The 24231-nt window shown below is 72.3% G+C and carries 28 protein-coding genes and 1 tRNA gene; 17 read left to right on the top strand and 12 right to left on the bottom strand.

Annotation, left to right across the window (positions count from 1 at the left end):
* Positions 1-140: 140 nt before the first annotated feature.
* The 10 genes from AC1DWJ_RS17985 to AC1DWJ_RS17940 all read left to right on the top strand — a co-directional run bounded on the left by AC1DWJ_RS17985 (position 141) and on the right by AC1DWJ_RS17940 (position 8139).
* Positions 141-1226 (top strand): glycosyltransferase, encoded by a 1086-nt coding sequence (locus tag AC1DWJ_RS17985; RefSeq protein WP_477621554.1) that lies wholly within the window; start codon positions 141-143, stop codon positions 1224-1226.
* Complete coding sequence (locus AC1DWJ_RS17980; protein WP_477621553.1) at positions 1214-2281, top strand: glycosyltransferase; 1068 nt, start codon at positions 1214-1216, stop codon at positions 2279-2281. Before AC1DWJ_RS17985 ends, AC1DWJ_RS17980 begins: the two co-directional genes overlap by 13 nt.
* The gene (locus tag AC1DWJ_RS17975; RefSeq protein WP_477621552.1) at positions 2278-3297 is read left to right on the top strand and encodes a glycosyltransferase; all 1020 of its coding nucleotides are present in this window, start codon (positions 2278-2280) and stop codon (positions 3295-3297) included. The genes AC1DWJ_RS17980 and AC1DWJ_RS17975 overlap by 4 nt, the downstream gene beginning before the upstream one ends.
* Positions 3294-4160: a glycosyltransferase family 2 protein gene (locus AC1DWJ_RS17970; RefSeq protein WP_477621551.1), complete on the top strand. Its 867-nt coding sequence runs from the start codon at positions 3294-3296 to the stop codon at positions 4158-4160. Before AC1DWJ_RS17975 ends, AC1DWJ_RS17970 begins: the two co-directional genes overlap by 4 nt.
* A 226-nt stretch (positions 4161-4386) precedes the next feature.
* Entirely contained in the window at positions 4387-4650 is a 264-nt protein-coding gene (locus AC1DWJ_RS17965) for a DUF2795 domain-containing protein (protein WP_457253183.1), read from the top strand.
* A 4-nt stretch (positions 4651-4654) separates the two neighbouring features.
* Entirely contained in the window at positions 4655-5539 is an 885-nt protein-coding gene (locus tag AC1DWJ_RS17960; RefSeq protein ID WP_457253185.1) for a DUF72 domain-containing protein, read from the top strand.
* Positions 5540-5643: 104 nt separating this feature from the next.
* Positions 5644-6471: a hypothetical protein gene (locus AC1DWJ_RS17955; protein WP_477621550.1), complete on the top strand. Its 828-nt coding sequence runs from the start codon at positions 5644-5646 to the stop codon at positions 6469-6471.
* Entirely contained in the window at positions 6468-6887 is a 420-nt protein-coding gene (locus AC1DWJ_RS17950; protein WP_457253189.1) for a phage holin family protein, read from the top strand. The genes AC1DWJ_RS17955 and AC1DWJ_RS17950 overlap by 4 nt, the downstream gene beginning before the upstream one ends.
* Positions 6884-7462: a DUF3618 domain-containing protein gene (locus AC1DWJ_RS17945; protein WP_457253191.1), complete on the top strand. Its 579-nt coding sequence runs from the start codon at positions 6884-6886 to the stop codon at positions 7460-7462. Before AC1DWJ_RS17950 ends, AC1DWJ_RS17945 begins: the two co-directional genes overlap by 4 nt.
* Positions 7463-7659: 197 nt before the next feature.
* Positions 7660-8139 carry an SRPBCC family protein gene (locus AC1DWJ_RS17940; protein WP_457253192.1) on the top strand — a complete coding sequence of 160 codons (480 nt, stop codon included), beginning with the start codon at positions 7660-7662 and terminating at the stop codon, positions 8137-8139.
* An 18-nt stretch (positions 8140-8157) separates the two neighbouring features.
* Here the strand turns inward: AC1DWJ_RS17940 and AC1DWJ_RS17935 are convergent, their stop codons facing one another.
* The 3 genes from AC1DWJ_RS17935 to AC1DWJ_RS17925 all read right to left on the bottom strand — a co-directional run bounded on the left by AC1DWJ_RS17935 (position 8158) and on the right by AC1DWJ_RS17925 (position 10991).
* On the bottom strand, positions 8158-9750 hold the full coding sequence (locus tag AC1DWJ_RS17935; protein ID WP_477621549.1) for a phytoene desaturase family protein: 1593 nt from the start codon (positions 9748-9750) through the stop codon (positions 8158-8160).
* Between the two features lie 93 nt (positions 9751-9843).
* On the bottom strand, positions 9844-10500 hold the full coding sequence (locus AC1DWJ_RS17930; RefSeq protein WP_477621548.1) for a lysoplasmalogenase: 657 nt from the start codon (positions 10498-10500) through the stop codon (positions 9844-9846).
* A 20-nt stretch (positions 10501-10520) separates the two neighbouring features.
* On the bottom strand, positions 10521-10991 hold the full coding sequence (locus AC1DWJ_RS17925; protein WP_477621547.1) for a DUF4396 domain-containing protein: 471 nt from the start codon (positions 10989-10991) through the stop codon (positions 10521-10523).
* Positions 10992-11061: 70 nt separating this feature from the next.
* Here AC1DWJ_RS17925 and AC1DWJ_RS17920 point away from each other — a divergent pair, with 70 nt between their 5' ends.
* Entirely contained in the window at positions 11062-11700 is a 639-nt protein-coding gene (locus tag AC1DWJ_RS17920) for a DinB family protein (RefSeq protein ID WP_477621546.1), read from the top strand.
* Here the strand turns inward: AC1DWJ_RS17920 and AC1DWJ_RS17915 are convergent.
* Positions 11688-12548, bottom strand: coding sequence for an arylamine N-acetyltransferase family protein (locus tag AC1DWJ_RS17915; protein WP_477621545.1), 861 nt, complete (start codon positions 12546-12548; stop codon positions 11688-11690). The genes AC1DWJ_RS17920 and AC1DWJ_RS17915 overlap by 13 nt on opposite strands.
* On the bottom strand, positions 12545-13255 hold the full coding sequence (locus AC1DWJ_RS17910; RefSeq protein WP_477621544.1) for an SGNH/GDSL hydrolase family protein: 711 nt from the start codon (positions 13253-13255) through the stop codon (positions 12545-12547). Before AC1DWJ_RS17910 ends, AC1DWJ_RS17915 begins: the two co-directional genes overlap by 4 nt.
* Positions 13256-13345: 90 nt before the next feature.
* On the opposite strand from AC1DWJ_RS17910, the gene AC1DWJ_RS17905 reads away from it, so the two are divergent.
* From AC1DWJ_RS17905 to AC1DWJ_RS17895, 3 genes are all read left to right on the top strand, one after another.
* The gene (locus AC1DWJ_RS17905) at positions 13346-13771 is read left to right on the top strand and encodes a YkvA family protein (RefSeq protein WP_457253200.1); all 426 of its coding nucleotides are present in this window, start codon (positions 13346-13348) and stop codon (positions 13769-13771) included.
* Between the two features lie 132 nt (positions 13772-13903).
* Positions 13904-14941, top strand: a complete 1038-nt coding sequence (locus AC1DWJ_RS17900) for an anti-sigma factor RsbA family regulatory protein (protein WP_477621543.1) — start codon at positions 13904-13906, stop codon at positions 14939-14941.
* Between the two features lie 275 nt (positions 14942-15216).
* The gene (locus AC1DWJ_RS17895) at positions 15217-15402 is read left to right on the top strand and encodes a hypothetical protein (protein WP_457253202.1); all 186 of its coding nucleotides are present in this window, start codon (positions 15217-15219) and stop codon (positions 15400-15402) included.
* Between the two features lie 55 nt (positions 15403-15457).
* Here the strand turns inward: AC1DWJ_RS17895 and AC1DWJ_RS17890 are convergent, their stop codons facing one another.
* Positions 15458-16345 carry a trypsin-like serine protease gene (locus AC1DWJ_RS17890; protein WP_477621542.1) on the bottom strand — a complete coding sequence of 296 codons (888 nt, stop codon included), beginning with the start codon at positions 16343-16345 and terminating at the stop codon, positions 15458-15460.
* A gap of 187 nt (positions 16346-16532) precedes the next feature.
* Between AC1DWJ_RS17890 and AC1DWJ_RS17885 the strand changes: the two genes are divergently transcribed.
* A complete protein-coding gene (locus tag AC1DWJ_RS17885; protein ID WP_457253204.1) occupies positions 16533-16949 on the top strand; it encodes a response regulator in 417 nt (138 codons plus the stop codon).
* Entirely contained in the window at positions 16946-19516 is a 2571-nt protein-coding gene (locus AC1DWJ_RS17880) for a hybrid sensor histidine kinase/response regulator (protein WP_477621541.1), read from the top strand. The genes AC1DWJ_RS17885 and AC1DWJ_RS17880 overlap by 4 nt, the downstream gene beginning before the upstream one ends.
* A gap of 73 nt (positions 19517-19589) precedes the next feature.
* Here the strand turns inward: AC1DWJ_RS17880 and AC1DWJ_RS17875 are convergent.
* The 5 genes from AC1DWJ_RS17875 to AC1DWJ_RS17855 all read right to left on the bottom strand — a co-directional run bounded on the left by AC1DWJ_RS17875 (position 19590) and on the right by AC1DWJ_RS17855 (position 21608).
* Positions 19590-19662: transfer RNA gene (locus tag AC1DWJ_RS17875), tRNA-Ala, on the bottom strand.
* 99 nt (positions 19663-19761) lie between these two features.
* The gene (locus AC1DWJ_RS17870) at positions 19762-20373 is read right to left on the bottom strand and encodes a histidine phosphatase family protein (protein WP_477621540.1); all 612 of its coding nucleotides are present in this window, start codon (positions 20371-20373) and stop codon (positions 19762-19764) included.
* The gene (gene rsfS, locus AC1DWJ_RS17865; protein WP_082592622.1) at positions 20370-20744 is read right to left on the bottom strand and encodes a ribosome silencing factor; all 375 of its coding nucleotides are present in this window, start codon (positions 20742-20744) and stop codon (positions 20370-20372) included. Before rsfS ends, AC1DWJ_RS17870 begins: the two co-directional genes overlap by 4 nt.
* A gap of 7 nt (positions 20745-20751) precedes the next feature.
* Entirely contained in the window at positions 20752-21360 is a 609-nt protein-coding gene (nadD, locus tag AC1DWJ_RS17860) for a nicotinate-nucleotide adenylyltransferase (protein ID WP_457253209.1), read from the bottom strand.
* A gap of 2 nt (positions 21361-21362) precedes the next feature.
* A complete protein-coding gene (locus tag AC1DWJ_RS17855; RefSeq protein WP_477621539.1) occupies positions 21363-21608 on the bottom strand; it encodes a hypothetical protein in 246 nt (81 codons plus the stop codon).
* A 989-nt stretch (positions 21609-22597) separates the two neighbouring features.
* Between AC1DWJ_RS17855 and AC1DWJ_RS17850 the strand changes: the two genes are divergently transcribed.
* Positions 22598-23578 (top strand): glycosyltransferase family 2 protein, encoded by a 981-nt coding sequence (locus AC1DWJ_RS17850; protein ID WP_457253212.1) that lies wholly within the window; start codon positions 22598-22600, stop codon positions 23576-23578.
* Here AC1DWJ_RS17850 and AC1DWJ_RS17845 read toward each other — a convergent pair.
* A complete protein-coding gene (locus AC1DWJ_RS17845) occupies positions 23532-24227 on the bottom strand; it encodes a class I SAM-dependent methyltransferase (protein ID WP_477621538.1) in 696 nt (231 codons plus the stop codon). The two genes, AC1DWJ_RS17850 and AC1DWJ_RS17845, sit on opposite strands and share 47 nt — an antisense overlap.
* Between the last annotated feature and the right edge of the window lie 4 nt (positions 24228-24231).

The raw sequence follows: 24231 nt of genomic DNA, 5'->3' as shown, positions 1-24231 counted from the left end.
GAACGACGGCGCCAGGGGGTCGCCAGCGTCGGTGCCAGGGGTTACCTTGGCCAGAGAAGTCCAGAGCCGGTCAAACCAGGTGCCAGCTGCCCCAGTCGGGCGCCGCCTGCGCGCTCGACGCTCCTTCCCGAAGGTCAGCCGTGAGCCTCGTCATCGCCTCTGTTCCCTCCAGCCACGTCTACGTGCGGCACCTGTCGCCGCCTCCCCCGCACGCCACGGCCGTGGTCCGGCTCCCCGACCCCCCGTCCGGCGCCTCGCCCGACTCCCCCTGGTGGCCACCGCGGATGCTCACGAGGGCGTGGGTCGAGGAGCACGCGAGCGACTTCGACGTGATGCACGTCCACTTCGGCTTCGACGCGATCTCGCCGGAGGACCTGGGCGACGTGGTCGACGCCCTGCACCGCCACCGCAAGCCGCTGGTGCTCACCGTGCACGACCTGCGCAACCCGCACCACGACGCCGCCGAGCTCCACGACGCGCAGCTCGCCGTGCTCATCGAGGCCGCTGACGCCCTCATCACGCTGACGCCCGGAGCGGCGGCGACCATCCGGACCCGCTGGGGCCGTGACGCGACCGTGCTGCCCCACCCCCAGGTCGTCCCCGACGAGTGGCTGGGTCGGGCTCGCGCGCCGCGAGCCGAGTTCGTGGTGGGTCTGCACGCCAAGAGCCTGCGCGCCAACATGGATCCCCTGCCGCTGGTCGACGCCCTCGTCGCCGCCCTGCCCGGTATGCCGGGTGCCCGGCTTCGCGTGGACGCGCACACCGACGTGATGACCGAGGGGTACCCGCGGTACGAGCCGGCGTTCGCCGACCACCTCCGCGCCCTCGCGGACGAGGATGCGCTGGACCTGCGGGTGCACGACTACTTCACCGACGACGAGCTGTGGGGATACCTCCAGGGCCTCGACGTGTCCGTGCTGCCCTACCAGTTCGGCACCCACTCCGGCTGGCTGGAGGCGTGCCACGACCTCGGGACGTGGGCCGCCGCGCCGAACTGCGGCTTCTACGACGAGCAGCGTCCATGCCTGTCGTATGCCGCCAACGGCCCCTCGCGCACGTCGTCGCTCGTCACCGCCGTGCGCACGGCATACGGCAACTGGCTCACCGGTGGGACCGCGCCGCGCGCGTCGCTGGGCACACGGCATACCGAACGTCGACTGCTCGGCCGGGCGCACGAGCGGGCCTATGCAGCGGCGTTGGCCCGGAGGCTCACATGCACGTTGTGATCCTCGCCGCCGCCAGGCACCCCCTCCGCCAGCCGTTCGCGGGAGGCCTCGAGTCGCTCACGTGGGCGCTGGTGCGAGGCCTGCGCCAGCGTGGGGTCGAGGTGACCCTCTTCGCCGGCCCCGGCAGCGACCCGGCCCTGGGTGCGCGCGAGCTCGAGGTGCGTCCCCTCGAGCTCAGCGACCTCGCCCGGTCCGACGTCGCGATGCCGCCCGAGCCGTGGCTGCGCGAGCACCACGCGTACCTCCAGGTGATGCTCGAGCTCCGGGACCGCGCGGACGTCGACGTGATCCACAACAACAGCCTGCACTTCCTGCCGCTCGCCCTCGCCCAGTCCTGCGCGGCACCGATGCTGACCACCCTGCACACCCCGCCGACCCCCTGGCTGGAACCGGCGATCTCCCTCATGGACCAGACCCGCAGCCGGTTCGTGGCGGTCAGCCGGCACACCGCGGAGCAGTGGTCGCACGTGACCACCGCGGAGGTGGTGCACAACGGCGTCGACACGACGGTGTGGACGCACGGACCCGGTGGCGACGACCTCGTGTGGGTGGGGCGCGTGGTGCCGGAGAAGGCCCCGCACGAGGCGGTCCACATCGCGCTCGCGAGCGGGCGACGGATCCGGCTCGCCGGACCCGTGGGCGACTCCGACTACTTCCACTCCACCCTCGAGCCGCTGCTCGGGCCGACCGTGGAGTACCTCGGACACCTGGGCGTCCCGGCGCTGCGCGACCTGGTGGGGTCCAGCGCGGCCCTCGTCGTCACCCCCGAGTGGGACGAGCCCTACGGCTTGGTCGCGGCCGAGTCACTGGCCTGTGGGACGCCGGTGGTGGGCTACCGCCGGGGTGGCCTGGCCGAGTTCGTCGCGCCGCACTGCGGTGTGCTCGTCGAGCCGGGCGACGTCACTGCGGCAGCGGCCGAGGTGGCGGGTGTCTGCGCCCTGGACCGGCGCCGCTGCCGGGAGCACGCCGAGTCCACCTGCTCGCTCGACACGATGGTGGACGCCTACCTGACCCACTACGAGCGGCTTGCCGCGGGCCTCGGACGGGCCGCGTGATCGGCTACTACGCGCACCACCAGGGCGCCGGCCACCTCACCCGGCTCCTGAGCATCGCCGGCGCGATGGACGAGCCCGTGTGGGGACTCAGCTCGGCTCCCGCCCCGGCGGGCTGGAGCTCCGGGTGGACCCAGCTGGCTCGCGACGACGACCCCGATCCCGCGGCCCTGGCCCGGGAGGACGACCCCAACGCGCACGGCGTGCTGCACTGGGCGCCGCGCGGACACGCGGGACTCGCCCGGCGGTCCGCCCAGGTCACCGAGTGGGTCGTCGAACACCGGCCCCGCGCCGTGGTCGTGGACGTCTCGGTCGAGGTGGCGCTGCTCGTGCGCCTGTCCGGCGTGCCCACCGTCGTCGTCGCCATGCCGGGCGACCGGTTCGACCGGACCCACCGTCTGGCCTACGACTCGGCCGACGCGCTGCTGGCGCCGTGGCCGCGCGGGACGCACGACGTCGACTGGCCGCCGCACTGGACCGCGAAGGCGTGGTTCGTGGGCGGCATCTCGAGGTTCGACCACCTGACGCCTCGTGCTGCGGGAACACCCCGGGCCCACGGGGGGACGGTGCTCGTGCTGTGGGGCGCCGGAGGTCGCACGACCACCGCGGCCGAGCTCGACGCTGCGAGGGCGGCCACCCCGGAGTGGACCTGGGTCGAGCGGTCACCGGCGACCCCCTCTGCCACACCACTCTGGGAGGAGCTCCAGGCAGCGGACGTCGTCGTGACCCATGCGGGGCAGAACGCCGTGGCCGAGGTCGCCGCCGCCCGACGACCGGCCGTCGTCATCGCGCAGCCACGACCCTTCGACGAGCAGGTGGCGACGGCGCGACAGGTGGAGGCGCGGGGGGTCGCGGTCGGCCGGGAGGCGTGGCCACCGGCGGACCAGTGGCCCGAGCTGCTGCGGCGTGCCCACGGTCGCGGCGGGGCCGGGTGGGGACGGTGGTCGACCGGGAGGGGCGCCGAGGACGCCGCGGCCCACCTCTCGACCGCTGGCCTCCGGACGCCGGTGGGCGCATGACCACGCCGACCACCGCCGTCGTGACCATCGCCCACGGCCGCCACGAGCACCTGCGCGGCCAGGGCTGGGGGCTGGCTCGCCAGACCCGACCGGCGGACCTCTACGTCGTCGTCGCGATGGGCGACCCCGACGCCGGTGCGGTGGCTCGCGAGCAGCATCCCGGCGCGATCGTCGTCGAGCTGCCTGCGGACGCCACCGACCTGCCCCTCGCCCAGGCCCGCAACGCCGGTGCCGAGGCGGCCATCGCGGCCGGTGCGGACCTGCTCGTCTTGCTGGACGTGGACTGCATCCCCGAGCCGACCTTGGTGGAGCGGTATGCCGAGGTGCTCGCTTCGCGTGCCGGTCCGGCGCCGGTGGTGGCCTGCGGCGAGGTGCGCTACCTGCCGCCGGTCGGCCACCCCGCCGAGTACCGCGGCCCGGGCCTCGCGGAGCGCGCCGAGCCACATCCCGCCCGGCCGGCTCCTCGCCGGGACGCCGTCCTCGAGAACGGCGACGTGCGGTTGTTCTGGTCGCTGTCCTTCGCCCTGACCGCCGGGAGCTGGGAGGTCCTGGGCGGGTTCGACGAGGCCTACTGCGGCTACGGGGCGGAGGACACCGACTTCGGCCAGCGCCTCGCCGCCGCCCACGGTGAGCTGCTCTGGGTGGGTGGCGCGGCGGCATACCACCAGCACCACCCGACCGAGGTGCCGCCGATCCATCACCTGCACTCGATCGTGCGCAACGCCAACCTGTTTCGTGACCGCTGGGGCTGGTTCCCGATGGAGGGCTGGCTCGCCGAGCTCGAGGCCCGCCACCTCGCCGAGCTGGACGCAACGACCGGCCGCTGGCGCGTCAGGGACTGGCCGCGTCCCGGACTGAGGTGACCACGTACTCAAGGGGCGTCGACGTGAGCTGCGCCATCAACCCGCGACTGTCCGTTTCCGCGCGCGGCCTGGGGGTAGGGGCTGCCTGAGGCGCGTCGCCTGTCTCCAACAGCGCGGGACGGGTGGCGCGTCCGACCTGTTTCGGACGTTTGGACCCCGGTGGTTCGGGGAACGTTCAGCTGGGCACCACTGGGCAGGCCGGGTGCGGCACCACACGAGGAGACGCATGACCACCCCCACCGCTTCCACCAGCGAGCACGACCCCGGCTGGGCCGACGAGCTGGCCACGTATGTGGGTCCCGGCTGCTTTCCCGCCACCCATGACCACCTGGCCGCCACACTGATCCAGCGGCACGCCCCGAGCCATCTCCTGTGGCACCTGTCGGTCCTGTCCCGGACCCGCGAGTTCCAGTCGCTGGACGAGCTCGTCGAGGTCCTGACGCACACGGCACCACCGGCCGGCCCGGGGGCCGTCGGGGACCACTACTGACCCGATGACGCGGTCCGAGGCTGAGGGCGCTGCGCGGCGACCTCCGCGACCCCGCGGAGACGTCCGGATCGGGACCTCCGGGTGGCGCTACCCGTCGTGGCGAGGTGACTTCTACCCGACCGGCCTGCGCCAGCGTGACGAGCTCGCCTACCTGGCGCAGGAGCTCAGCGGGGTCGAGCTCAACGGCTCGTTCTACTCACTCCAGCGCCCGAGCAGCTACGCGTCCTGGGCGGAGCAGGTGCCCGACGACTTCAGCTTCGCCGTCAAAGGTGGTCGGTTCATCACCCACATGCGCCGGCTCGTCGACGCGGAGACCGCGCTGGCCAACTTCTTCGCCTCCGGCGTGCTGGCCTTGGGCGCCAAGCTGGGCCCGGTGCTCTGGCAGCTGCCCGCCAGCCTGGAGCTCGACGAACAGCGCCTCAACGACTTCTTCGACCTCCTTCCCCGGACCACTGACGCGGCAGGCGAGCTGGCCGGTCGGCACGACGACAAGGTCCAGGAGGGGCGGTCCCTCACCACGCCGCTCGTCAGCATGCCGATTCGGCACGCGCTCGAACCTCGCCACGAGAGCTTTCGTTCGCCGAGGGCACGCGATCTGTTGCAGCACAACGGAATTGCCATGGTCATCTCCGACAGCGCCGGCACCTGGCCGCAGTTCGACGTGGTCACGGCCGACCTCGTCTACGTCCGTCTCCACGGCGACACCGAGCTCTACCGCAGCGGCTACTCCCCGACAGTGCTGGAGTCGTGGGCTGAGCGCGTGCGAGGTTGGGCGGACCAGGGCCTGGACGTGCACGTCTACTTCGACAACGACGCCAGGGGGCACGCCCCGCACGACGCCCGGGCCCTGCTGGACCGCCTGGGCCGCGACGCCGATGAGCGCGAATAAGTCGGGCATTTCCACGTTTGCGCAGGTCAGGAGCGGGCAACCCTCTTCCACCGGCGGTTGAACAGACAGCCCGTCCACCACTCGTTGACAGGACAGGAATGGACATGAGCGACATCTACCGAAACACCAACACACCCGAGGAAACCACCCGCGACCTCGGCACGGTGGAGGCATCCCCCGTGCCTGGCACGGACACCTATGGCACCGACACCCACGGCACGGACAGCCCCTTCGCCACCCCGTCCGGCAGCGCGATCAGCACCGGGTCCGCGACGTCCAGCGGTTCAGCGACGTCCACCACCGGCCCGGGAACCTCAGACTCCGACAGCACCAAGGACGTCGCCAAGGAGGAAGCCCGCGCCACGGGCCAGCAGGCCAAGGAGGGCGTGAAGCGCGTCGCCGAGGTCGGCAAGGACGAGGCCAAGAACGTCGTGGAGGAGACCGGCCAGCAGGCCAAGGAGCTGTGGCAGCAGACGCGCAGCCAGCTCCTCGACCAGAGCGCGCAGCAGCAGACCCGGGTCGCCGACGGTCTCCGGTCCCTCAGCCAGGAGCTCTCCGGGATGGCCCGCAACAGCGAGCAGCAGGGGGTTGCGAGCGACCTCGCCCAGCAGGCCTCCCAGCGCATGGGCGACGTGGCGGGTTGGCTCGACCAGCGCGACCCCGGCTCCCTCGTGTCGGAGGTCAAGCAGTTCGCCCGCCAGCGTCCCGGGGCGTTCCTCGCCACCGCGGCCGTCATCGGCCTCGTCGGCGGGCGCCTCAGCCGTGGTCTCGTGGCCGACCACCAGGACCAGGCGACCGAGGACGACCGGCACGTCGCGAACGCCGCGGCCTACAGCGGTGAGCACACCGGGGCTGCCAGCGGCAGCTACAGCGGCGCCCACCCTGACCGCGGCCAGTCGGCCATCGCCGACCCGGACGCCTTCCCGGCATGAGCCAGGACCCACGGCTCGACGGGTCACCGCCGCGGTCGCTCAGCAACGTCGGTGAGATCTTCGCCGACATCAGCCGCGACCTGTCGACCCTGATCCGTCAGGAGACCGAGCTGGCCAAGGCCGAGCTGCGTCAGTCCGCCACCCGCGCGGGCAAGGGCGCGGGCATGCTCGGCGGAGCCGGCGTCGCCGGCCACTTCGTGCTGCTCTTCCTCTCGATCACCCTCTGGTGGGGGCTCGGCAACGAGATCGGACGCGCCTGGTCGGCGCTCGTGGTGGCCGTTGTGTGGGCCGTCATCGCGGCCGTACTGGCCAGCATCGGTCGACGAGAGATCAAGCAGGTCAAGGGAATTCCACAGACGACAGAGACGGCCCGGGAGATCCCGGACGCCCTCAAAGGCAACGAGGAGAAGCGATGACGAACAACCCCGACGAGATCCGCCGCGACATCGAGGACACCCGCGGTCGACTGAGCAGCGACGTCAATGCGCTCACCGAGACGGTCAGCCCGTCCAACGTCGCCAAGCGCCAGGCCGACAAGGTGGCCGGCGTCGCGACCTCGGTCAAGGACCGCGTGATGGGCACCGCGGACGACCTGCGCAGCACGGGGTCGGACGCAGCCGCCAGCGTCGGGCACGCGCCTGGTGCGGCTGCGGACAAGGCCCGCAGCAAGACCCAGGGCAACCCCCTCGCCGCCGGTCTCATCGCGCTGGGCGTGGGCTGGCTCGTCGGCTCCATGCTCCCCGCGAGCGAGAAGGAGAAGCAGGCAGCGAGCACCCTGAAGGACAAGGCGCAGCCGCTGGTCGACGAGGCCAAGAGCGTGGCGCAGGACACGGCCCAGGAGCTCAAGGAGCCCGCCAAGCAGGCGGCCCAGAGCATCAAGGAGACCGCGACCGACGCCAAGGACACCGTCGTCCAGGAGGGCCAGAGCACCGCCGAGGACGTCAAGACCCAGGCACAGGACTCCGCGGACGCCGTGCGCGCTTCGCAGTAGCAGCACGACCTGCAGGGTGACGGCGAGTGGCGAGGGCACGGTGCCTTCGCCACTCGCCGCCTGCGCGCCCGGACGGCTGACCCGCCGCGCCCGGTGAGGTTTGGGAAACCTCCGTCAGGGGCAGAGCCATGGAGAGCACGGCTCGCGAGCGCAGCAGCAGCAGCAGCAGCACAACCACACGCGGAAGAGGAGCGGTCATGGACGAGCCGGACACCAGCGTCGTCACGATCACGCGCAGGGTCGACGCGCCGACCCAGGCGGTCTGGGACGTCCTGGCCGACGGCTGGTTCTACGCCACCTGGGTCGTCGGGGCCTCGCGCGTGCGCGGCGTCGACGAGGGGTGGCCCGCGGCGGGCACCCGGATCCACCACTCGTTCGGGGTGTGGCCCGCGGTGGTCAGCGACACGACCCACGTCATCAGCAGCACTGCCCCCACCGAGCTCGTGCTGCGCGCGAAGGGCTGGCCGGCCGGCGAGGCGAAGGTCATCATCACGGTCACCCCCGCGGGCGGCGAGTCGTGCACGGTCGCGATGACCGAGGACGCGGTGACGGGTCCCGGCACCCTCGTGCCACGACCACTGCGCCAGCTCGCCATCGGGCCGCGGAACGTCGAGGCGCTGCGTCGCCTCGCCTACCTCGCCGAGGGGCGCCACCGCGAGCGCGCGTCCGCCGGCTGACGCGCCGAGGCCCAGCGCTCAGTCCCGGAGGAGCCGGTCCCACGCGGTGCGGGCGAGCGCTCGGCGGACCCCGCCGGCGAGGCGGCCGTTCGCGCCCAGGGCCGCGCGGGCGGCGTTCCACCCGCACGCTCCGTGCACCCCGCCCCCCGGGTGCGCCGAGGCACCGGCGAGGTAGAGACCCGGCACCGGTGTCTCGGGTCGTCCCAGACCCGGCGTGGGCCGGAACACCAGCTGCTGGTGCAGACCAGCGGTGCCGGCGTTGATGGCGCCGCCGACCAGGTTGGGGTCCTCCGACTCGAGGTCACCCGGCGCCTGCACGTGACGGGCGACCTGGCTGCCCCGGAACCCGGGAGCCACCCGTTCGACCGCGGCCTCGATCCGCTCGACGTGGTCGGCGAGCCGCTCCCCCGACCAGTCGGGACCCTGCGGCACGTGCGTGTAGGCCCAGGCCGACTCGGTGCCCTCCGGCGACCGCGTCGGGTCGGAGGTCGTCATCTGCCCGAACAGGAGGAAGGGCCGCTCCGGCGTGCGCCCCACGGACAGGTCGGCGGCGAAGTCGACGAAGCCGTCCTGGTCGACCCCCAGGTGCACCGTCCCGGCACCGCGGGCCGCGTCTGCCGTCCACGGCACGGGTCGGTCGAGGGCCCAGTTCACCTTCACCGTCGCGTGGTCCCACTGGAAGCGGTCGAGGTCCCGCGCCAGGCGAGCCGGGAGCGGGTGGTCGGCGAGCAGGTCGCGGTAGAGCGTCGTGGCCGGCACGTCCGCGAGGACCCCCCGGGTGGCCCGCAGCAGGGTGCCGTCGGCCAGCCGAACGCCCGTGGCGCGTCCGCCGCCCGTGGTCACCGCCGTCACGGGCGACCCGGTCAGCACCCGCACTCCGCGGCTCTCGGCCCGTCGGCGCAGCGCCTGCGCCAGCTCGCCGGCCCCACCCTCCGGCACCGGGAAGCCGACGTCCTGGCCCAGCATGCACAGCAGCCACCCGAACATCCCGCTGCCGGCCGCGTCGGGCGGGAGGTCGCTGTGCAGCGCGTTGCCAGTGAGCAGGAGCCCCGCGCCCTGTCCCTTGAACCGCTCGGCACCCAGCCTGCGCACCGGCGTCACGGCCAGCCGGGCGAAGTCGAGGGTGTCGGCCGCGCCGAGCCGCCGCACCATGCGGGTCGCGGACGCGACCGGCGGGAAGGGGGTGAACAACGCGTCGAGCAGGGGGTCGCGGATGCGGTCCCAGCCACGGACCAGCTCCAGCCACGCGTCGCCGTCGCCTGCCGCCTCGGCCTCGAGCCGCGCCGCCGTGTCCTCCGCCCGCGAGCAGAGCAGGGCGGCGCTGCCGTCGTCGAGGGCATGGGCGAGGACGTGCGGCGCCCGCCGCCAGACCAGGCCGTGGTCCTCGAGGTGGAGGTCGCGGATGATCGGGCTCGCTGCGGCCAACGGGTAGAACGCGCTGAACAGGTCGGAGACGTAGCCGGGCGCCGTCACCTCGGCGCTGCGCACCGCGCCGCCGACCTCGGCGTTGCCCTCGACCAGCACGACCTCCCAGCCGGCGTCGGCGAGGGCATTGGCCGCCACCAGCCCGTTGGGGCCTGCGCCGATGACGACGGCGTCCACTGTGCTCACGAGCGTTCAGTCCTCCGGTGCAGGTCAGGGGGTGTGTGACCACTGTGTCACCGACCGACCGCGCCCGCCGTCCCACCCCCTCGCACCCTCAGGTCAGGTGCTCGCCGCCGTCAGGACACCGACCACGAGCAGCGCCTGGGCGAGGTGGTAGGTCACCATCACCGCGAGCGCGCCGAATCGTCGTCCCTGCACGAACCGGTCCAACGCGAGGATCGCGTCGCTCACCATGAAGACCGACGCACCCAGGGCGACGAGCAGGTGCCCGGTCGCCCAGGCCGCCACCACCATCACCCCGATGACCCCCATGTATGCCGTGACGGCACCTCCCAGCGCCGGCCCACCCTCGCGCCAGGCCGCGGGCACGACGCGGCGCCCCACGACGGCCGCCAGCCCCGCGACGAGGGCGAGCCCGACGAGCGCGAGGGAGACACGCGGCATACCGAGGTGGGCGAAGGCGACGACGAACGCGAGGTGGGCCAGCAGGAAGCTGGCCAGGCCGACCACGAACCTGGTCTGGCTGTCCGCGAGGAGCGCGACGTCACCGGCCAGGCTGAGGCCGAGCGCCACGAGCAGCCACCCACCGGCTGCGGAGTCGGGCGCTCCGCCCACCCAGGCGGTGACCACCAGCAGGGCCAGCACGAGCGGCTTCGAGACCCACTCGCGGCGCCGACCGCCGACGGCGACGGACCACCAGTTCAGTGGGGCGACCAGGGCGACCGCGGCCAAGCTGGTCAGGGCGGCGTCGGACACGCGCCCAGCGTGGCAGAAGGTCAGTGGTGGTACTCGTGCATCACGGCGTGACCTCGGCCACGGGAGATCAGCCAGCGGTTCACCGGCACCGTCACGACGAACGCGATCGCCAGCGACGCCGCCAGGGTGCCCCAGAACAGCCCGCTCGCGAGCCCGGCCTCCATCGCACCCGGGATGGCCACCACGAACGCGTTGTCGACCACCTCCATCACCGAGATAGACACGGTGTCGGACGCGAACGCCACGCCGAGGGCGGCGGCCAGGGGCAGCCCGGCCCGCAGGACGGGCCGCATCGTCAGGGAGTAGCCGAAGACGAAGGCGAGCGCCACCGACAGGAGGACCGTGGCGACGTTGCCCCAGCCCAGCGCCGAGCCGACGACCATGCCGAGCACCTCGCCGATGGCGCACCCCGTGAGGCAGTGGAGGGTGGCGCTGACCGCCTGGCGCCACAGGGAGTCCGTCGTCGCGTGGCTGTGCTGGTGTTCGCTCATGCCAGGACCAACCTTACCCCCTAGGGGTATATTCCGTGCGATGTCTGCCGGGCCGCCTAGTCTCGACGCCATGAGCGCACCTGTCTCCACCCCCCACGACCTGCGCACCGTGGTCGACGCCATCATGATCGGCTTCGCGCAGGTGCCCGACGACGGCTGGGCCCGCCCGGCCCACGGCCTCGAGTGGGACTGCCGCGACACCGCCGCCCACCTGGTCGACGACTTCGCCGCCTATGCGCTCAACCTGTCGAGCCGCGAGGTCCACCTCGACGGCTACATCCCGTTCGTCGACCCGCCGCAGTGGCAGCCCACCACCCCGCCGAACCTGGTCTGGCCCGACCCGGCCGGGGGCACGGCCGCGATCGTCCGCTGCGTCGACGCGGCCGGCGGGCTGCTCGTCGCCGTCACCACCACGGCTCCCCCGGGGCACCTCGGCTATCACCCCGCAGGCAACTCCGACGCGTCAGGCTTCGCGGCCATGGGCATCGTCGAGGGCGCCGCCCACGCCTGGGACGTGCTGACCGCCCACGGTCTCGACTTCAGCATCGACGACGACATCTGTGGCCGGGTGCTCAACCGGCTCTTCCCCGGCGCCAGCCGCACCGGCGACGGCTGGCACGACTTCCTCACCGCCACCCACCGCACCGAGGCCAACCGCGCCCCGCACTGGCGCTGGGACTCCACGGTCCGCGACACCTACGGCGACTGAGCTTCCCGGCCGGAGCGCAGCTGCCCCACGACGGCGAGCAGGCGTTCGGTCTCGTCGCCGGTCAGGCCGACCCGGAGCTCGCCCAGGAGTGACTCCAGCTCACCCTCGGCCAGCTCACGGTGCTCGGTGGGTTCGCCGGGTCGCCGCACGGTCACGGTCTCGTGGGTGACCGCCACGTGCCGGTCGGGCAGGTGGCGCGTCACCATCAGGCCGTGACGGAAGTGCGACGCCGGGTAGGTGCTGGTGAAGTGGTGGCCGGACCGCACGTCCACCTGCTGCACGGGCAGCTCGTCGGTGGTGTGCATCAGCTCCCACGCGCCGTCCCGCTGGCGCTGCAGCTCCCAGGTGGCGCCGCTGGCACCCCGGTCACCACGGTCGCCCCGGACCATGCGGTAGGCCCACCCGCCGTGGTCCTCCACCGCGCCGTCCTCGAGCCGGATCGGGTGCATCAGGCTGAGCCCGAACCCCGGGTCGGACAGCCACCGGGTGCCGTCGAGCCGCACCGCCACCACGCAGTGCGTGCGGGCTGACGCCGTCACGTCACCGACCCGGGCGAGCATGCGCACCACGTCGTAGCCCAGCGCGTCGAGCACCGCGGCGAAGAGGGTGGCGTGCTCGAAGCAGTAGCCGCCGCGACCACGGCCCACGAACTTGGCCTGCACGTCGGCCAGCTCGACGCCCGGGTGCTGTTCGAGCAGGACGTCGATGTTGTCGAACGTGAAGGTGCGGACGTGCGCCTCGTGGAGGCGCTGCAGCCCGGCCAGGTCGGGCGACTCCACCTGCGCGCCCACCCTGGCGAGGTAGGCCTCGACGTCGACCCCGGGGCCCGCCGAGGCTCCCGCAGTCACGACGTGACCCCGAGCCCGAGGGCGAGGTCGAAGACGTGCGCCATCGCGGCATACCCGGCGTCGTTGGGGTGGAACCTGTCGGCGGCCAGCTTGCCCCGCCAGCTGCGCGGGCCGTGGGCCCGCATGTCCGCGACGACGAGGCGACCGTCGCGCTCGCGCTGTCGCAGGAGGCCCTCGACCCGGCGCGCCTCGCGGTGCGGGTTGGGCAGGTTCGCGACCACGGCTCCCGCCGGGAGGCCGTCGAGCAGCTCGGTGAACCGGACGGTGAGCCCGGCCCGCAGCCTCGGCGAGACGACGTCGTTCGACCCGATGACGACCGTCACCAGGTCGGGCACCTGACCCAGCGCGACCAGGTCGCGCAGCGCCGGCAGCTGGTGGTCGACGGCATCCTGCACCCGCGCACCGGTGACTGCCAGGTTGACGACCCGGTGCGCGCGCCCCGACGCCGCGAGGTGCCCGCCGAGCTGGCCGACCCAGCCGTGCTCGGGCGCGGAGGCGCCGATCCCCTGCGTCATCGAGTCGCCGATCGCCACCCACAACGGGCCGTCAGCCCCGAGCGCCGCGTCGTTGGCGCGGCGCCAGGCGGCGGCATACGACTCGGTCTGCGCACGGACCGCGCCGACGCCGGGCAGCAGCCTCGACAGAGCAGTCATGAACGCCCCCGGTGGCCTGGCGCTGGTGTTGTCGTAGTCGAACCCCACGCTCATCGGAGCATCGTCGCACGACGACCCCTCGCCGAGGCGCACGGCCACCAGCACCCCGGGACCGTCCCTGCCCTCGATGCGAGGATGGCGCGCATGGACTGGTCGTGGTGGTCGATGGCGGTGGGCCTCGGGGGCGGTGTCCTCCTGCTGTGGGCCGTGCTGCTGGTCGCCCTGTGGGCCGGCCGTCCGGACGAGCTCGGCCTCCGAGACGCGTTGCGGCTCCTGCCCGACGTGATCCACCTCCTCCGCCGACTCGCCACCGACGCCACTCTGCCTCGCGGGGTCCGGGTGCGGCTGTGGCTCCTGTTGGGCTACCTGGCGATGCCGTTCGACCTGGTGCCCGACTTCATCCCGGTGATCGGGTACGCCGACGACGTCGTCATCGTCGCGGTCGCGCTGCGTGCGGTGGTGCGGCACTCGGGGATGGGCGCCCTCGAAAGGCACTGGCGGGGGACCCCGGACGGGTTGGCCGCGGTCTGTCGCGTGGCCGGTCTGCGCCGCCCCAGCACTGGTCCCTGACGCCAGTGCAACGGCCGGCCGAGCCGGTCCACGACCTGCACCATTTCGAGGGGTCAGGTGGTCCCCAATGAGCATTTCAGGCGTAGCCTCGGGTCAGGACGTCTGGCACGCCGGTTTGACCGCATTGTCGCGGTGAACCTTCTCCGAAGGGGGGCGCCCACGTCGCACCAGGGAGCCGATGGTGGCACCGCCCCAGCAGGGACGGGGAGCACTGCCACGAGGTCCCGGGACGGTCGGCACCGCACCCATGACGGTTACCGCCACGAGGCGTTCTTCTGGGACGGCGACGACCAGTTCCTCGCCGGGACGGTGCCCTTCATCCGGGAAGGCCTGGGGGCCGGCCAACCGGTGATGGTGGCGGTCACCCCGGGCCGCCTCGACCTGCTGCGCGACGCGTTGGACGGCGATGCGGCCCAGGTCAGGTTCGTCGACATGGCTCGACTGGGGGCGAACCCGGCGCGGATCATCCCGGCCTGGCGGCTCTTCACCGACCAGCATCCGGGACAACCGGTGCGCGGCATCGGCGAGCCGATCTGGAAGGGCCGTCGGCTCGCCGAGCTCGCCGAGTGCCAGATGCACGAGGCGCTGCTCAACCTGGCCGTCGACACGGACACTCCCCTGTGGCTGATGTGCCCCTACGACACCGCCACGTTGCCCGACGACGTGCTCGCGGAGGCGCACCGGTCCCATCCCGTCGTGCTCGACGTCGAGACCCACCGCGGCAGCACCACCTACGGCGGAGTCCACCATCTTCGTCAGATGTTCAAGGCCGAGCTGCCGCGGACCCAGGTCCAGGTGGTGGTCTCGCACCGGTCGTTCGGCGCCGACGACTACGCGGAGGTCCGCGCCGACGTCCGAGCCCACGCGTCGTCTGCTGGCGTCGACGTCGAGCGGACCGACGACCTCGTCCTGGGGGTCCACGAGGTGGCCGTGAACAGCGTGCGGCACGGTCGCGGGGCCAGCGAGCTCCGCATCTGGGAGGAGCACCACGCACTGGTCTGCGAGGTGCGCGGAGTCGGCCGCATCGTCGACCCGATGGAGGGACGCCTCCCACCGGCGTCGGCGGACGAGTTCGGCCACGGGCTGTGGATGGCCCACCAGCTCTGCGACCTGGTCCAGGTCCGCTCCGGCAAGACCGGCACGACCGTGCGCATCCACACCTGGCTCTAGCCTGCCCGCCCGTCCTGGCCGGCCCGCTCGTCCTGACCGGCCCGCTCGTCCTGACCGGCCCGCTCGCCGACGACAGATGACACGGATGGGCTATGGCGTGTGACGACCGGGCACCACACCATCGAGGGTGAGGGCGGGAAGCCACTCACCCGAAGCCGACCCGGCCCACCTGTGGCCCCGCAGGTGCCGGTGACACCGAACCACAGACGTGGAGCGGGGACGCGTCGCCCGGGACCTCGGTCCCGGTTGCCCAGCCTTTGGAGAGGACCACGCTCATGGTCCCCACCGATCCCGGCGAGCCGCTGGTCGACACGGCCCTCGCCGACGAGATCGCGTTGCTCGGCGAGGTGATGGCGGCCGCAGCCGTGGCCGGACACACGCTGAGCCAGGCCGAGATCGACGCTGCGCTCGGGCTGTCGTCCCCCGACCGCGAAGGCCGCGGCTCGCCACGGCAGGACTGACCGACCGTATGCCGCGGACGCGCCCGAGCTCGAACGGCTTCTTCAGCCGGCGGGCTCAGGGCAGAGCGACGTAGGGCGCCAGGAAGGCTCTCGCGCCGGGCGTGTCGACCCGGTAGGCGACGTTCGTGGCGTAGCAGGGGACGTCACCGGTGATGGTGGTGGCCGCCAGCACCAGCCGGCCGCCGAGCTGGACGAAGTTCGGGCCGCCGGAGTCGCCGTAGCACGCCCCGCCGAGGCCGCGGGACTGGTTCATCGCCAAGCGGACCCACGTCTTGTTGAGGGCGTTGAAGTCCTCCATGCCCTTCATCCGCACCCCACCACCCGGGTGGGTCTGCCCGCCCGGTCCGCGCGCCGCCTCCTCGGTGCCGTACCCGACGGCCCACCAGTCGGCGGCGTCCAGGGCCCGGCTGCCCAGCTGGGTGAGCTGGCCGGCAGTGGGCAACGTCGCCGGGGTGAAGTCCCAGACGTCCTGGGGAGTCACGGCTCGTTCGGCGAAGTCGATGACACCGATGTCGTGGGCGTCGGCGGAGTTGCCGGGAAAGGCGGGGTCCTGGTGGGTGTCACCCTCGACGACCCACCCGTTGGCCAGGAACAGGGCGGCCTGTGCGGAGGGCGGCAGGGCGTCGTGCGTGTCGATCAGGGTCTGGAAGTCCTGCTCGAGCGAGACGAAGAACCGGGTGCCCGCCGGCCAGTCGTCGGTGCAGTGTGCGGCCGTGAGGTAGGTGTCGTCGTCGACCATGGCCCCACTGCAGACCCAGTCGAACCGGTCCGGCACCCCGTCGCCGGTGTTGTCCCACAGTGCGACGAAGGCGCCCACCTCGGTGCGCTCCGGCGCGGGGGCCGCGTTGTAGCTGTTGATGGCGCCGGCCGGAAGGGCCAGGGCGACCGAGGTGGCCCCTGCTGCGACCAGTGCGGTGATGACGGTGGTGATCGGACGACGCATGGTTCATTCCCCTCTGAGGCTGTCCCGGACCGGGTGGCGACCCGGTCAACGTACGCCCTGACCTGCGACGACGGAACCCCTGCGCGACTCACCCCGGGGTGGCGGGCGCTTTCGGGGCGTGGTGCCGGACGAATGAGGGCAGACTGGGGCCCATGAGGCCGAAAGCACCCAGCGACCAGCGCACCCGATGAGCGACGCCGAGCCTGCCGATGCGGTCCTGAGCGCGGCAGGCCCCCGCCGGATCCTCCTCGTCGACGACGACGAGGACATCCGCGAGGTGGCCCAGATGAGCCTGGAGGCGGTGGGCGGCTGGGAGGTGCGCACCGCCAGCAGCGGCCTGGAGGCCCTGGAGCTGGCGGTCAGCGAGCGACCGGACGCCATCGTGATGGACGTGATGATGCCCGGCATGGACGGCACCACCGCTGCGGTCGCGCTGAGCCAGAACCCGGCCACGGCCCACATCCCCGTCATCCTGCTCACCGCGAAGTCGCAGGGAAAGGGGCACCCAGACCTGTCCGCGCTGCCCGTCGTCGGCGTGCTGGGCAAACCGTTCAACCCGATGCTCCTGCCCGCCACCCTGGCCGAGATGCTGGGCTGGTCGTGAAGGGCCCCCGGTTCAGTGCGGGTGACCCGCTGGCCGGGCTGCCGTTGCGCAGGGCGCTGCTGATGGCCGCGGTCGCCGCAGTGGTCCTCCCGCTGCTGGTGGTGACGACCGCCCTGACGGGGTTCGCGGCTGTGGAGCGCTCGCATGCGATGTCCTATCGTCTGCTCACGGCCCAGCAGTACCAGCAGGATGCCGACCTGATGTACGCGACCATCCACAGCGATGTGCTGGAGTCACTCGAAGGCTTCGAAGGCAACAACGAGACCGGAGAGCAGCTCGCGGTCCGCACCCGCTCGCACGTCGCCCGGCTCGAGGACGACCTGCGCCGCCTCACCGCGATGAAGCTCACGCCAGCCGTCGCCGAGCGCGTGCGCGCCCTCGACGCCCCCCTGAAGGCCTACGCCGCCGAGGCGGTCCGGCTGACCGACCTCGCCACCGTCTCGCCCGTTCGCGCCCGCGAGGAGCACCCTGCGTTCGATGCCGCCTTCGACGACCTGACGCAGCGACAGGCGACGTTGACCGCCGCCTTCGCCACCGAGGCCGGCGCCGCGCACCGGGCCGCCGACGCGCGGCAGGAGACCGCCATCCGCTGGACGTCCATCATCGCCGCCGCCACGCTGGGCGCCCTGCTCGTGCTCGCGTTGGCCCTCTACCGGGTGGGCGTCGGCAACGAGGTCCTGCTGCGCCGCGTCGAGGAGAACGCCGAACGGCTCGCCTTCAGCAACGACGAGCTGCAGGATGCCCAGCAGCTGGCCCACATCGGCAGCTGGCACTGGGAGCTGGCGACCGGGAAGACCCAGTGGAGCGCCGAGTTCTACCGCATCCTCGGCGTCGACCCGGACACCAAGGGCAACCACGCGGAGCTGTTCACCGCCCGCGTCCACCCCGACGATGCGGCCGATGTCGTCCGCGCCCAGGACCAGGCCGCCGCCACGCCCGGCGACGTCCACTCCGAGTACCGCATCGTGCGCCCCGACGGTGCGGTCCGCGATGTCCGCGCGATGGGACGGGCGGTGCGCGACGACTCCGGGACCGTGGTCCGGCTGGTCGGGACGGTGCAGGACATCACCGACCAGCGCGAGGTCGAGCGGATGAAGGACGAGTTCGTCGCGGTCATCAGCCACGAGCTGCGTACGCCACTGACGTCGATCCGTGGCGCGCTGGGACTGATGGCCGGCGGAGCCGTGGGCACCCTCCCGCCCAAGGCGCAGCGGATGGCTGACGTGGCCCTGAACAGCTCGCAGCGCCTGGTCCGCCTCATCAACGACATCCTCGACGTGGAGAAGATGTCTGCGGGAAAGCTCGAGCTGGACGTGGTCCACCTGCCTGCCGCAGAGGTGGTCGGCGCCGCCATCGAGGAGATGCGCGCGATGGCCGACGGCGCCGGCGTCACCCTGGTGGCGACGCCGATGGACAGCGTCGTTCTCGCCGACCGCGACAGGGTCGCGCAGACCCTGACGAACCTGCTCAGCAACGCGGTGAAGTTCTCCCCGGAGGGTGGGACCGTCACCGTGTCGGCCGGACCAGCCCGGTCCGAGCCGGATGGCGTGGACGCCGTGCTGTTCACCGTCACCGACCAGGGCGCGGGCATCGCGTCCGACAAGCTGGAGTCCGTCTTCGACCGGTTCGCCCAGGCGGACGCCTCCGACACCCGCGCCAAGGGCGGCACCGGTCTCGGCCTGCCCATCTGCCGCGCGATCGTCGAGCAGCACGGCGGACGGATCTGGGCCACCAGCAGCCCGGGACAGGGGACGACGTTCTCGTTCACGCTGCCCCCCGTCCCCGCCCCCAGTGCGGACATCACCACCGGGACACTGCCCACCGGGGCCATCCTCATCTGCGACGACGACCCGGACACGGTCGAGGTCCTGGCCGCCATGGTGGAGGCCCACGGGTACCGCACGCTGCGCGCCCACAGTGGCCCCGAAGCGCTGTCCCTGGCGGCTCGCCACACCCCCAGCGTCGTCCTGATGGACCTGCGGATGCCCGGGATGTCGGGGTGGGAGACCATCGCCGCCCTCGGCGCCGACCCTGCGACCACCGACATCCCCATCGTCATCCTCAGTGCCTTGGCCCCGGACGACATCGCCGTCCCGGCTGCCTCGTCCTGGTTGACCAAACCCATCGACCAGGGTGCCCTGATGGGCTCGCTCCGCCACGCCCTCGGGAAAGGGTCCACCACCAGCGTCGTCGTGGTCGAGGACGACGAGGCCCTCGGTGAGGTCCTGCTGGCCTTCTTCAGTGAGCAGGGCGTCCACGCCCGCGTCGCGCACACCGGAGCGCAGGCGCTGGCCATGATCCGCGCGGTCCCCCCCGACCTGTTGGTGCTCGACCTGGGACTGCCCGACATCGACGGCTACCAGGTCGTCGAAGAGCTGCGCCGTGACGAACGACTGCGGTCACTGCCGCTGCTGGTCTACACGGGCAGCCAGCTCGACGCCGCGGACCGGTCGCGGCTGCGGCTGGGCGAGACGCGGTTCGCCACGAAGGCCGAGGGCGGGCCCACCGACTTCGAAGACCAGGTGGTCAGCCTCCTGCGCACCATCACCGCCCCCACGCCCCTCTGACCGGCCAGCGCCACCCACGGACAGAAACGAAAGAAGACCAGACGGAAAAGCGTGTCTGGTCTTCTTTCGTTTGTGGAGCTGAGGGGATTCGAACCCCTGACCCCTTCCATGCCATGGAAGTGCGCTACCAACTGCGCCACAGCCCCGGATCTCCCGAGGGGGATGTCCCCCGGAGGGGACTGCGGAAGTTTACCCAGTGACCCACCTGTTTCACCAAATCGGCGGGTGGGCCGACGACCATGGACTCAGGCGTGGGCGTTCCACGCGGTCAGCTGCCACCCGATGCGGCTCTGCCTGAGCTCGGCCCAGTGGCAGTTGCCCATCGTCGCCAGGGCGTGGGTGGCCAGGTGCTGGTCGAGCCCGAGCAGGTCGGCGATGGCCGCCCGGCTCGAGACGCCGTGCGCCACCACGACGACGCACTCGTCGTCGCCGAGGCCGTCCAGCACCTCGCGCAGCGACTCCCCGGCACGAGCGCCGACCTCGGCCAACGTCTCGCCGTCGACGCCGCGACGGATGTCGGCACTGTCCATCTCGGCCAGCAGGTCGGCATACCGGGCGCGCACCTCGCTGGTGTGCAGCCCCTGCCACTGCCCGACGTGGATCTCGCGCCAGCGCGGGTCGAGGACCAGCGGCACCCCGGCCGCCTCGGCCACGTGCTGGGCCGTGACGGCCGCCCGCGCCAGGTCGGAGGCGATCACCCGGGTGGGCCGGTATGCCGCGATGGCCCGGCCCGCGGCGCGGGCCTGCGCCACCCCGAGGTCGGACAAGGGGGTGTCGAGCTGTCCCTGCCAGACGCCGCCGGCGTTGTGGTCGGTCTCGCCGTGGCGGACCAGCAGGACGCGCCGCGCAGCGGTCATGCGTCCCGGCGCTTGGGCACGCCGAGGTCGATCTCGGGACAGTCCTTCCAGAGCCGCTCGAGCTCGTAGAACTCGCGCTCCTCGTCGTGCTGGACGTGGACGACGATGTCGCCGAAGTCGAGCAGCACCCAACGGCCGTCCCGCTCGCCCTCGCGGCGGATCGGCTTGGCGCCCTTCTCGCGGAGCTGGTCCTCGACCTCGTCGACGATGGCGCCGACCTGTCGGTCGGTGCTCGCCGAGACGATGACGAAGACATCGGTCAGGGCGAGCTGCTCGCTGACGTCGATGCCGGCCACCGTGGTGGCGAGCTTGTCGTCTGCTGCTTTGGCGGCCGTCATGGCCAGGTCAAGGGATCGTTCGGTGGCGGGCACTGCTCTCCTACGTTCGTGCCGGTGCGCCGGCGGGTGAGCCGGCGGCATACAGGCGGTATTTGTTGACGTACTGGACGACGCCGTCCGGCACGAGGTACCAGACGGGTTCGGCGCGCTCGACGCGCGCCCGGCAGTCGGTGGAGCTGATCGCCATCGCGGGCACCTCCTGCAAGGTGACCCGGTCGGCCGGGAGGCCTGACTCCGACAGGACGTAGCCCGGTCGGGTGACCCCGATGAAGTGGGCCAGGTCGAACAGCTCGTCGGCGTCCTTCCACGACAGGATCTGGGCCAGCGCGTCGGCGCCGGTGATGAAGAACAGCTCGGCATCGGGCCGTTCGGTGCGCAGGTCGCGCAGGGTGTCGATCGTGTAGGTGGGTCCGGGGCGGTCGATGTCGACCCGGCTCACGGTGAAGCGGGGGTTGGAGGCGGTGGCGACGACGGTCATCAGGTAGCGGTGCTCGGCCGGGCTGACCTCGCGCTCGTCCTTCTGCCACGGCTGACCGGTGGGCACGAAGACGACCTCATCGAGCCCGAACCGGGTCTGGACTTCGGAGGCGGCCACGAGGTGACCGTGGTGGATCGGGTCGAACGTCCCGCCCATCACTCCGAGGCGCATGGTCAGTGGTGACTGCCCTGCGGGCCGGCGTGGGCGTCGTGGGCGTCGTGGTGGCCGGCCGCGGCGTGCGTGCCGTGGGCTCCCTGGCCGGTCGCGATCTTCGTCGCCACGCCTCGGAAGAACCACAGCACGCCCAGGAGGGCGAGGAACGAGAGCATGGCGATGGCCCCGATGGCATAGGGGGACATCGGCAGCTCGCGGGTGTGCTCCTCGGCGGCAGCGACCAGGGTGAAGGCAGACGACGACATGCCCCACAGCGTACCTGCCGCCAACCCCCTCCCCGCGACCATCGCCGTCGGGCCGCGCAAGCCCCCGCTGTCCACGGATGTTGTGCACAGGGGTGTGCACAACCTGTGCGTTGCGCACGCTCGGGTGTGGACAACGGTGTGGGAAACCAGTGGACAGAAAAAGGTGCGCGAAACCTATTGCGGCACAACGGATCGGGCCGTTAGAAATCTCCTACGCGCTCCGGTCGGAGGGTCGAAACGAGGAGACTCGGGACGGCCGCGAGACAGGGGCACAGGTCAACCGGATAACGGACGACCGCCTCGACCGGGTTCGCTCGGACGAGGTCCTCGAAGCCTTCGGGCGGACAGGTTCGCGGGCGACGCCGCGGAGGAACGCCGGGCCCGTTGACCAGATCGCATCGTCGTGGGGTGCACCGGTTCGCCGGAGCACACCAGGGCGCCACCGTCGCAGTGGCCACAACACCCCGTTCGCCGGGGGGCGTGGGCGATCGACCGGGGCAGCATCGTGGGGCGGTTCGCCGGCCCAAGGAGCTGCACCACACAGTGGGGGTCGCCGTCACCTCGGTGAGGACGAAGCCCGCTGGTGGGTCGTCAGGTCGCTTCGGTGACCGGACAGCCCGCACCCCGTGGCCGACAACAGACCCACCTCGGTGGGGAAACCGACACCACTCGTGGGAGCCGTGAACCACTTCGGTGGTGATCGACCCCCGCCCCGTGGGAAGTGCCGTCACCTCGGTGACGACAGGACCCGCACGTGGGAGACCAGGCCGCTTCGGCGGCACGGTTTCCCGCAGCGGACAGGGCACCACCTCGGTGGCGCCGGACTCCGCACCCGGCGATCCACCCAGCAGCTGGTTCTGCCAGCGGCCGGGAGGATCTCCACCGAGGGCCCCTCGAACTCATACTTCGAGGGGCCCTCACCCTTTGTGCGCGGGCTGACGCGCGCCCTGGATCCCGGCTGGGACCGCAGATCCCCGTAACCTTGGGGCATGCCCCCCGAGCTCAGCATCGTCATCCCCGTGTACAACGAGGAAGACGTCCTGCCCCTGCTCGCCGCACGGCTGCGACCCGTGGCGGACGGGCTCGGTGCCGCCTACGAGGTGATCACCGTGGACGACGGCAGCGACGACCTGTCGCCCGCGGTCCTACAGCGCCTCATGCGTGACTGGCCGCAGCTGCGGATCGTCCGGTTGCGCGCGAACGCCGGTCACCAGGCCGCGATCTCGGCCGGACTCGCGAGCGCCCGCGGCGACTACGTGGTCACCCTCGACGCCGACCTGCAGGACCCGCCCGAGGTGATCCCCGAGATGCTCACCCAGGCGCGCGCCCAGCGGGTCGACGTCGTCTACGGCGTGCGCTCCGACCGCTCCAGCGACTCGGCCTTCAAGCGGCTCAGCGCCAAGGCCTTCTACCGGCTGATCCGCGTGTTGTCGGGCACCCACGCCCAGGTCGACGCCGGCGACTACCGGCTGATGTCGCGGGCGACCGTCAACGCCATCAACTCGCTGCCGGAGCACCACCGCGTGCTGCGCTTCGTGGTCCCGGCCCTGGGGTTCCCCTCGAGCTCGGTCACCTACCGGCGCGACGAGCGCGCGGCCGGCAGCTCGAAGTACCCGCTGTCGAAGATGATCCGCCTGTCCCTCGACAGCGTGACCGGCTTCTCCACCGCTCCCCTGCGCGCCGCCACCTGGCTGGGCCTGCTCGGCGGCCTCGCGGCGCTGATCCTGCTCGCCTACGCACTGGTCGCCGCCTCACTGGGCCACACCCTGCCGGGGTGGACGTCCACGGTCGTGGCGGTCGCCGGCGTGGGTGCGGTCCAGCTGCTGTGTGTGGGGATCCTCGGCGAGTACGTCGGCCGGATGTACGCGCAGCTGCAGGCCCGCCCGACCTACTTCGTCGCCTACGACTCACTCACGGGGCCGGTCACCGCCGCGGACGAGCCCTCACCATCAGCGTCACCCCGGGCATAGCCCGCACCGGCAGGTAGCGCTCGACCGTCACGATCGCGCGCAGCCCCAGGTTCACGATGGGGTGCACGGTCTCCAGGTCGGAGCCACTCGCCTTGCGTCGCCGCAGCGCGACGACGGGACGCAGCAGCACGTTCCACGAGGTCATCGACGTGATCTCGAACCCGTTGCGCTCCAGCACCGCACGCAGCGTGGCGCGGGTGTAGCGGCGCACGTGGTCGACCGCCACGTCGTGGTCCGACCACAGCTTGGGGTCGGCCGGCACGGCGATGAGGAACATCCCGTCGGGACGCAGGGCCCGGCGCACCTCCGACACGGCGGTGTCGTGGTCGACGATGTGTTCGAGCACGTCGAACGCCACGACCAGGTCGAGGCTGTCGTCGGCGACGGGCAGCGCGGTGGCGTCCCCGCGCACCACGCAGAGGCCGCGCTCGGCGGCCACCTCGGCCCCGTCCGCTCCGTACTCGAGGGCGCTGACCGACCAACGGGCCCGGCGCAGCACGCGCGTGTTGCCCCCACCGGCCGCGCCGATGTCGAGCGCCGTGCCGGGGCGGAGCCCGTCGATCATCCGGCCCAACAGGTGGCGCCGCTCGCGGTACCACCAGTGGGCATCCTCGAGCGCGGCCAGCTTGCGGACCTCGGTGCCTTCCAAACTA

The sequence above is a fragment of the Pedococcus sp. P2_D7 genome (genome assembly GCF_056404295.1).
The sequence above is the reverse complement of the archived record's forward strand: the minus strand, read 5'-3'. Positions and strand labels throughout refer to the sequence as shown.

Bases quoted from the DNA above. Each gene is read 5' to 3' on its own strand.
- AC1DWJ_RS17980 (WP_477621553.1), top strand. From the start codon at position 1,214: ATGCACGTTGTGATCCTCGCCGCCGCCAGGCACCCCCTCCGCCAGCCG.
- AC1DWJ_RS17970 (WP_477621551.1), top strand. From the start codon at position 3,294: ATGACCACGCCGACCACCGCCGTCGTGACCATCGCCCACGGCCGCCAC.
- AC1DWJ_RS17965 (WP_457253183.1), top strand. From the start codon at position 4,387: ATGACCACCCCCACCGCTTCCACCAGCGAGCACGACCCCGGCTGGGCC.
- AC1DWJ_RS17960 (WP_457253185.1), top strand. From the start codon at position 4,655: ATGACGCGGTCCGAGGCTGAGGGCGCTGCGCGGCGACCTCCGCGACCC.
- AC1DWJ_RS17955 (WP_477621550.1), top strand. From the start codon at position 5,644: ATGAGCGACATCTACCGAAACACCAACACACCCGAGGAAACCACCCGC.
- AC1DWJ_RS17950 (WP_457253189.1), top strand. From the start codon at position 6,468: ATGAGCCAGGACCCACGGCTCGACGGGTCACCGCCGCGGTCGCTCAGC.
- AC1DWJ_RS17945 (WP_457253191.1), top strand. From the start codon at position 6,884: ATGACGAACAACCCCGACGAGATCCGCCGCGACATCGAGGACACCCGC.
- AC1DWJ_RS17940 (WP_457253192.1), top strand. From the start codon at position 7,660: ATGGACGAGCCGGACACCAGCGTCGTCACGATCACGCGCAGGGTCGAC.
- AC1DWJ_RS17925 (WP_477621547.1), bottom strand. From the start codon at position 10,991: ATGAGCGAACACCAGCACAGCCACGCGACGACGGACTCCCTGTGGCGC.
- AC1DWJ_RS17920 (WP_477621546.1), top strand. From the start codon at position 11,062: ATGAGCGCACCTGTCTCCACCCCCCACGACCTGCGCACCGTGGTCGAC.
- AC1DWJ_RS17910 (WP_477621544.1), bottom strand. From the start codon at position 13,255: ATGAGCGTGGGGTTCGACTACGACAACACCAGCGCCAGGCCACCGGGG.
- AC1DWJ_RS17905 (WP_457253200.1), top strand. From the start codon at position 13,346: ATGGACTGGTCGTGGTGGTCGATGGCGGTGGGCCTCGGGGGCGGTGTC.
- AC1DWJ_RS17895 (WP_457253202.1), top strand. From the start codon at position 15,217: ATGGTCCCCACCGATCCCGGCGAGCCGCTGGTCGACACGGCCCTCGCC.
- AC1DWJ_RS17890 (WP_477621542.1), bottom strand. From the start codon at position 16,345: ATGCGTCGTCCGATCACCACCGTCATCACCGCACTGGTCGCAGCAGGG.
- AC1DWJ_RS17885 (WP_457253204.1), top strand. From the start codon at position 16,533: ATGAGCGACGCCGAGCCTGCCGATGCGGTCCTGAGCGCGGCAGGCCCC.
- AC1DWJ_RS17870 (WP_477621540.1), bottom strand. From the start codon at position 20,373: ATGACCGCTGCGCGGCGCGTCCTGCTGGTCCGCCACGGCGAGACCGAC.
- nadD (WP_457253209.1), bottom strand. From the start codon at position 21,360: ATGCGCCTCGGAGTGATGGGCGGGACGTTCGACCCGATCCACCACGGT.
- AC1DWJ_RS17855 (WP_477621539.1), bottom strand. From the start codon at position 21,608: ATGTCGTCGTCTGCCTTCACCCTGGTCGCTGCCGCCGAGGAGCACACC.
- AC1DWJ_RS17850 (WP_457253212.1), top strand. From the start codon at position 22,598: ATGCCCCCCGAGCTCAGCATCGTCATCCCCGTGTACAACGAGGAAGAC.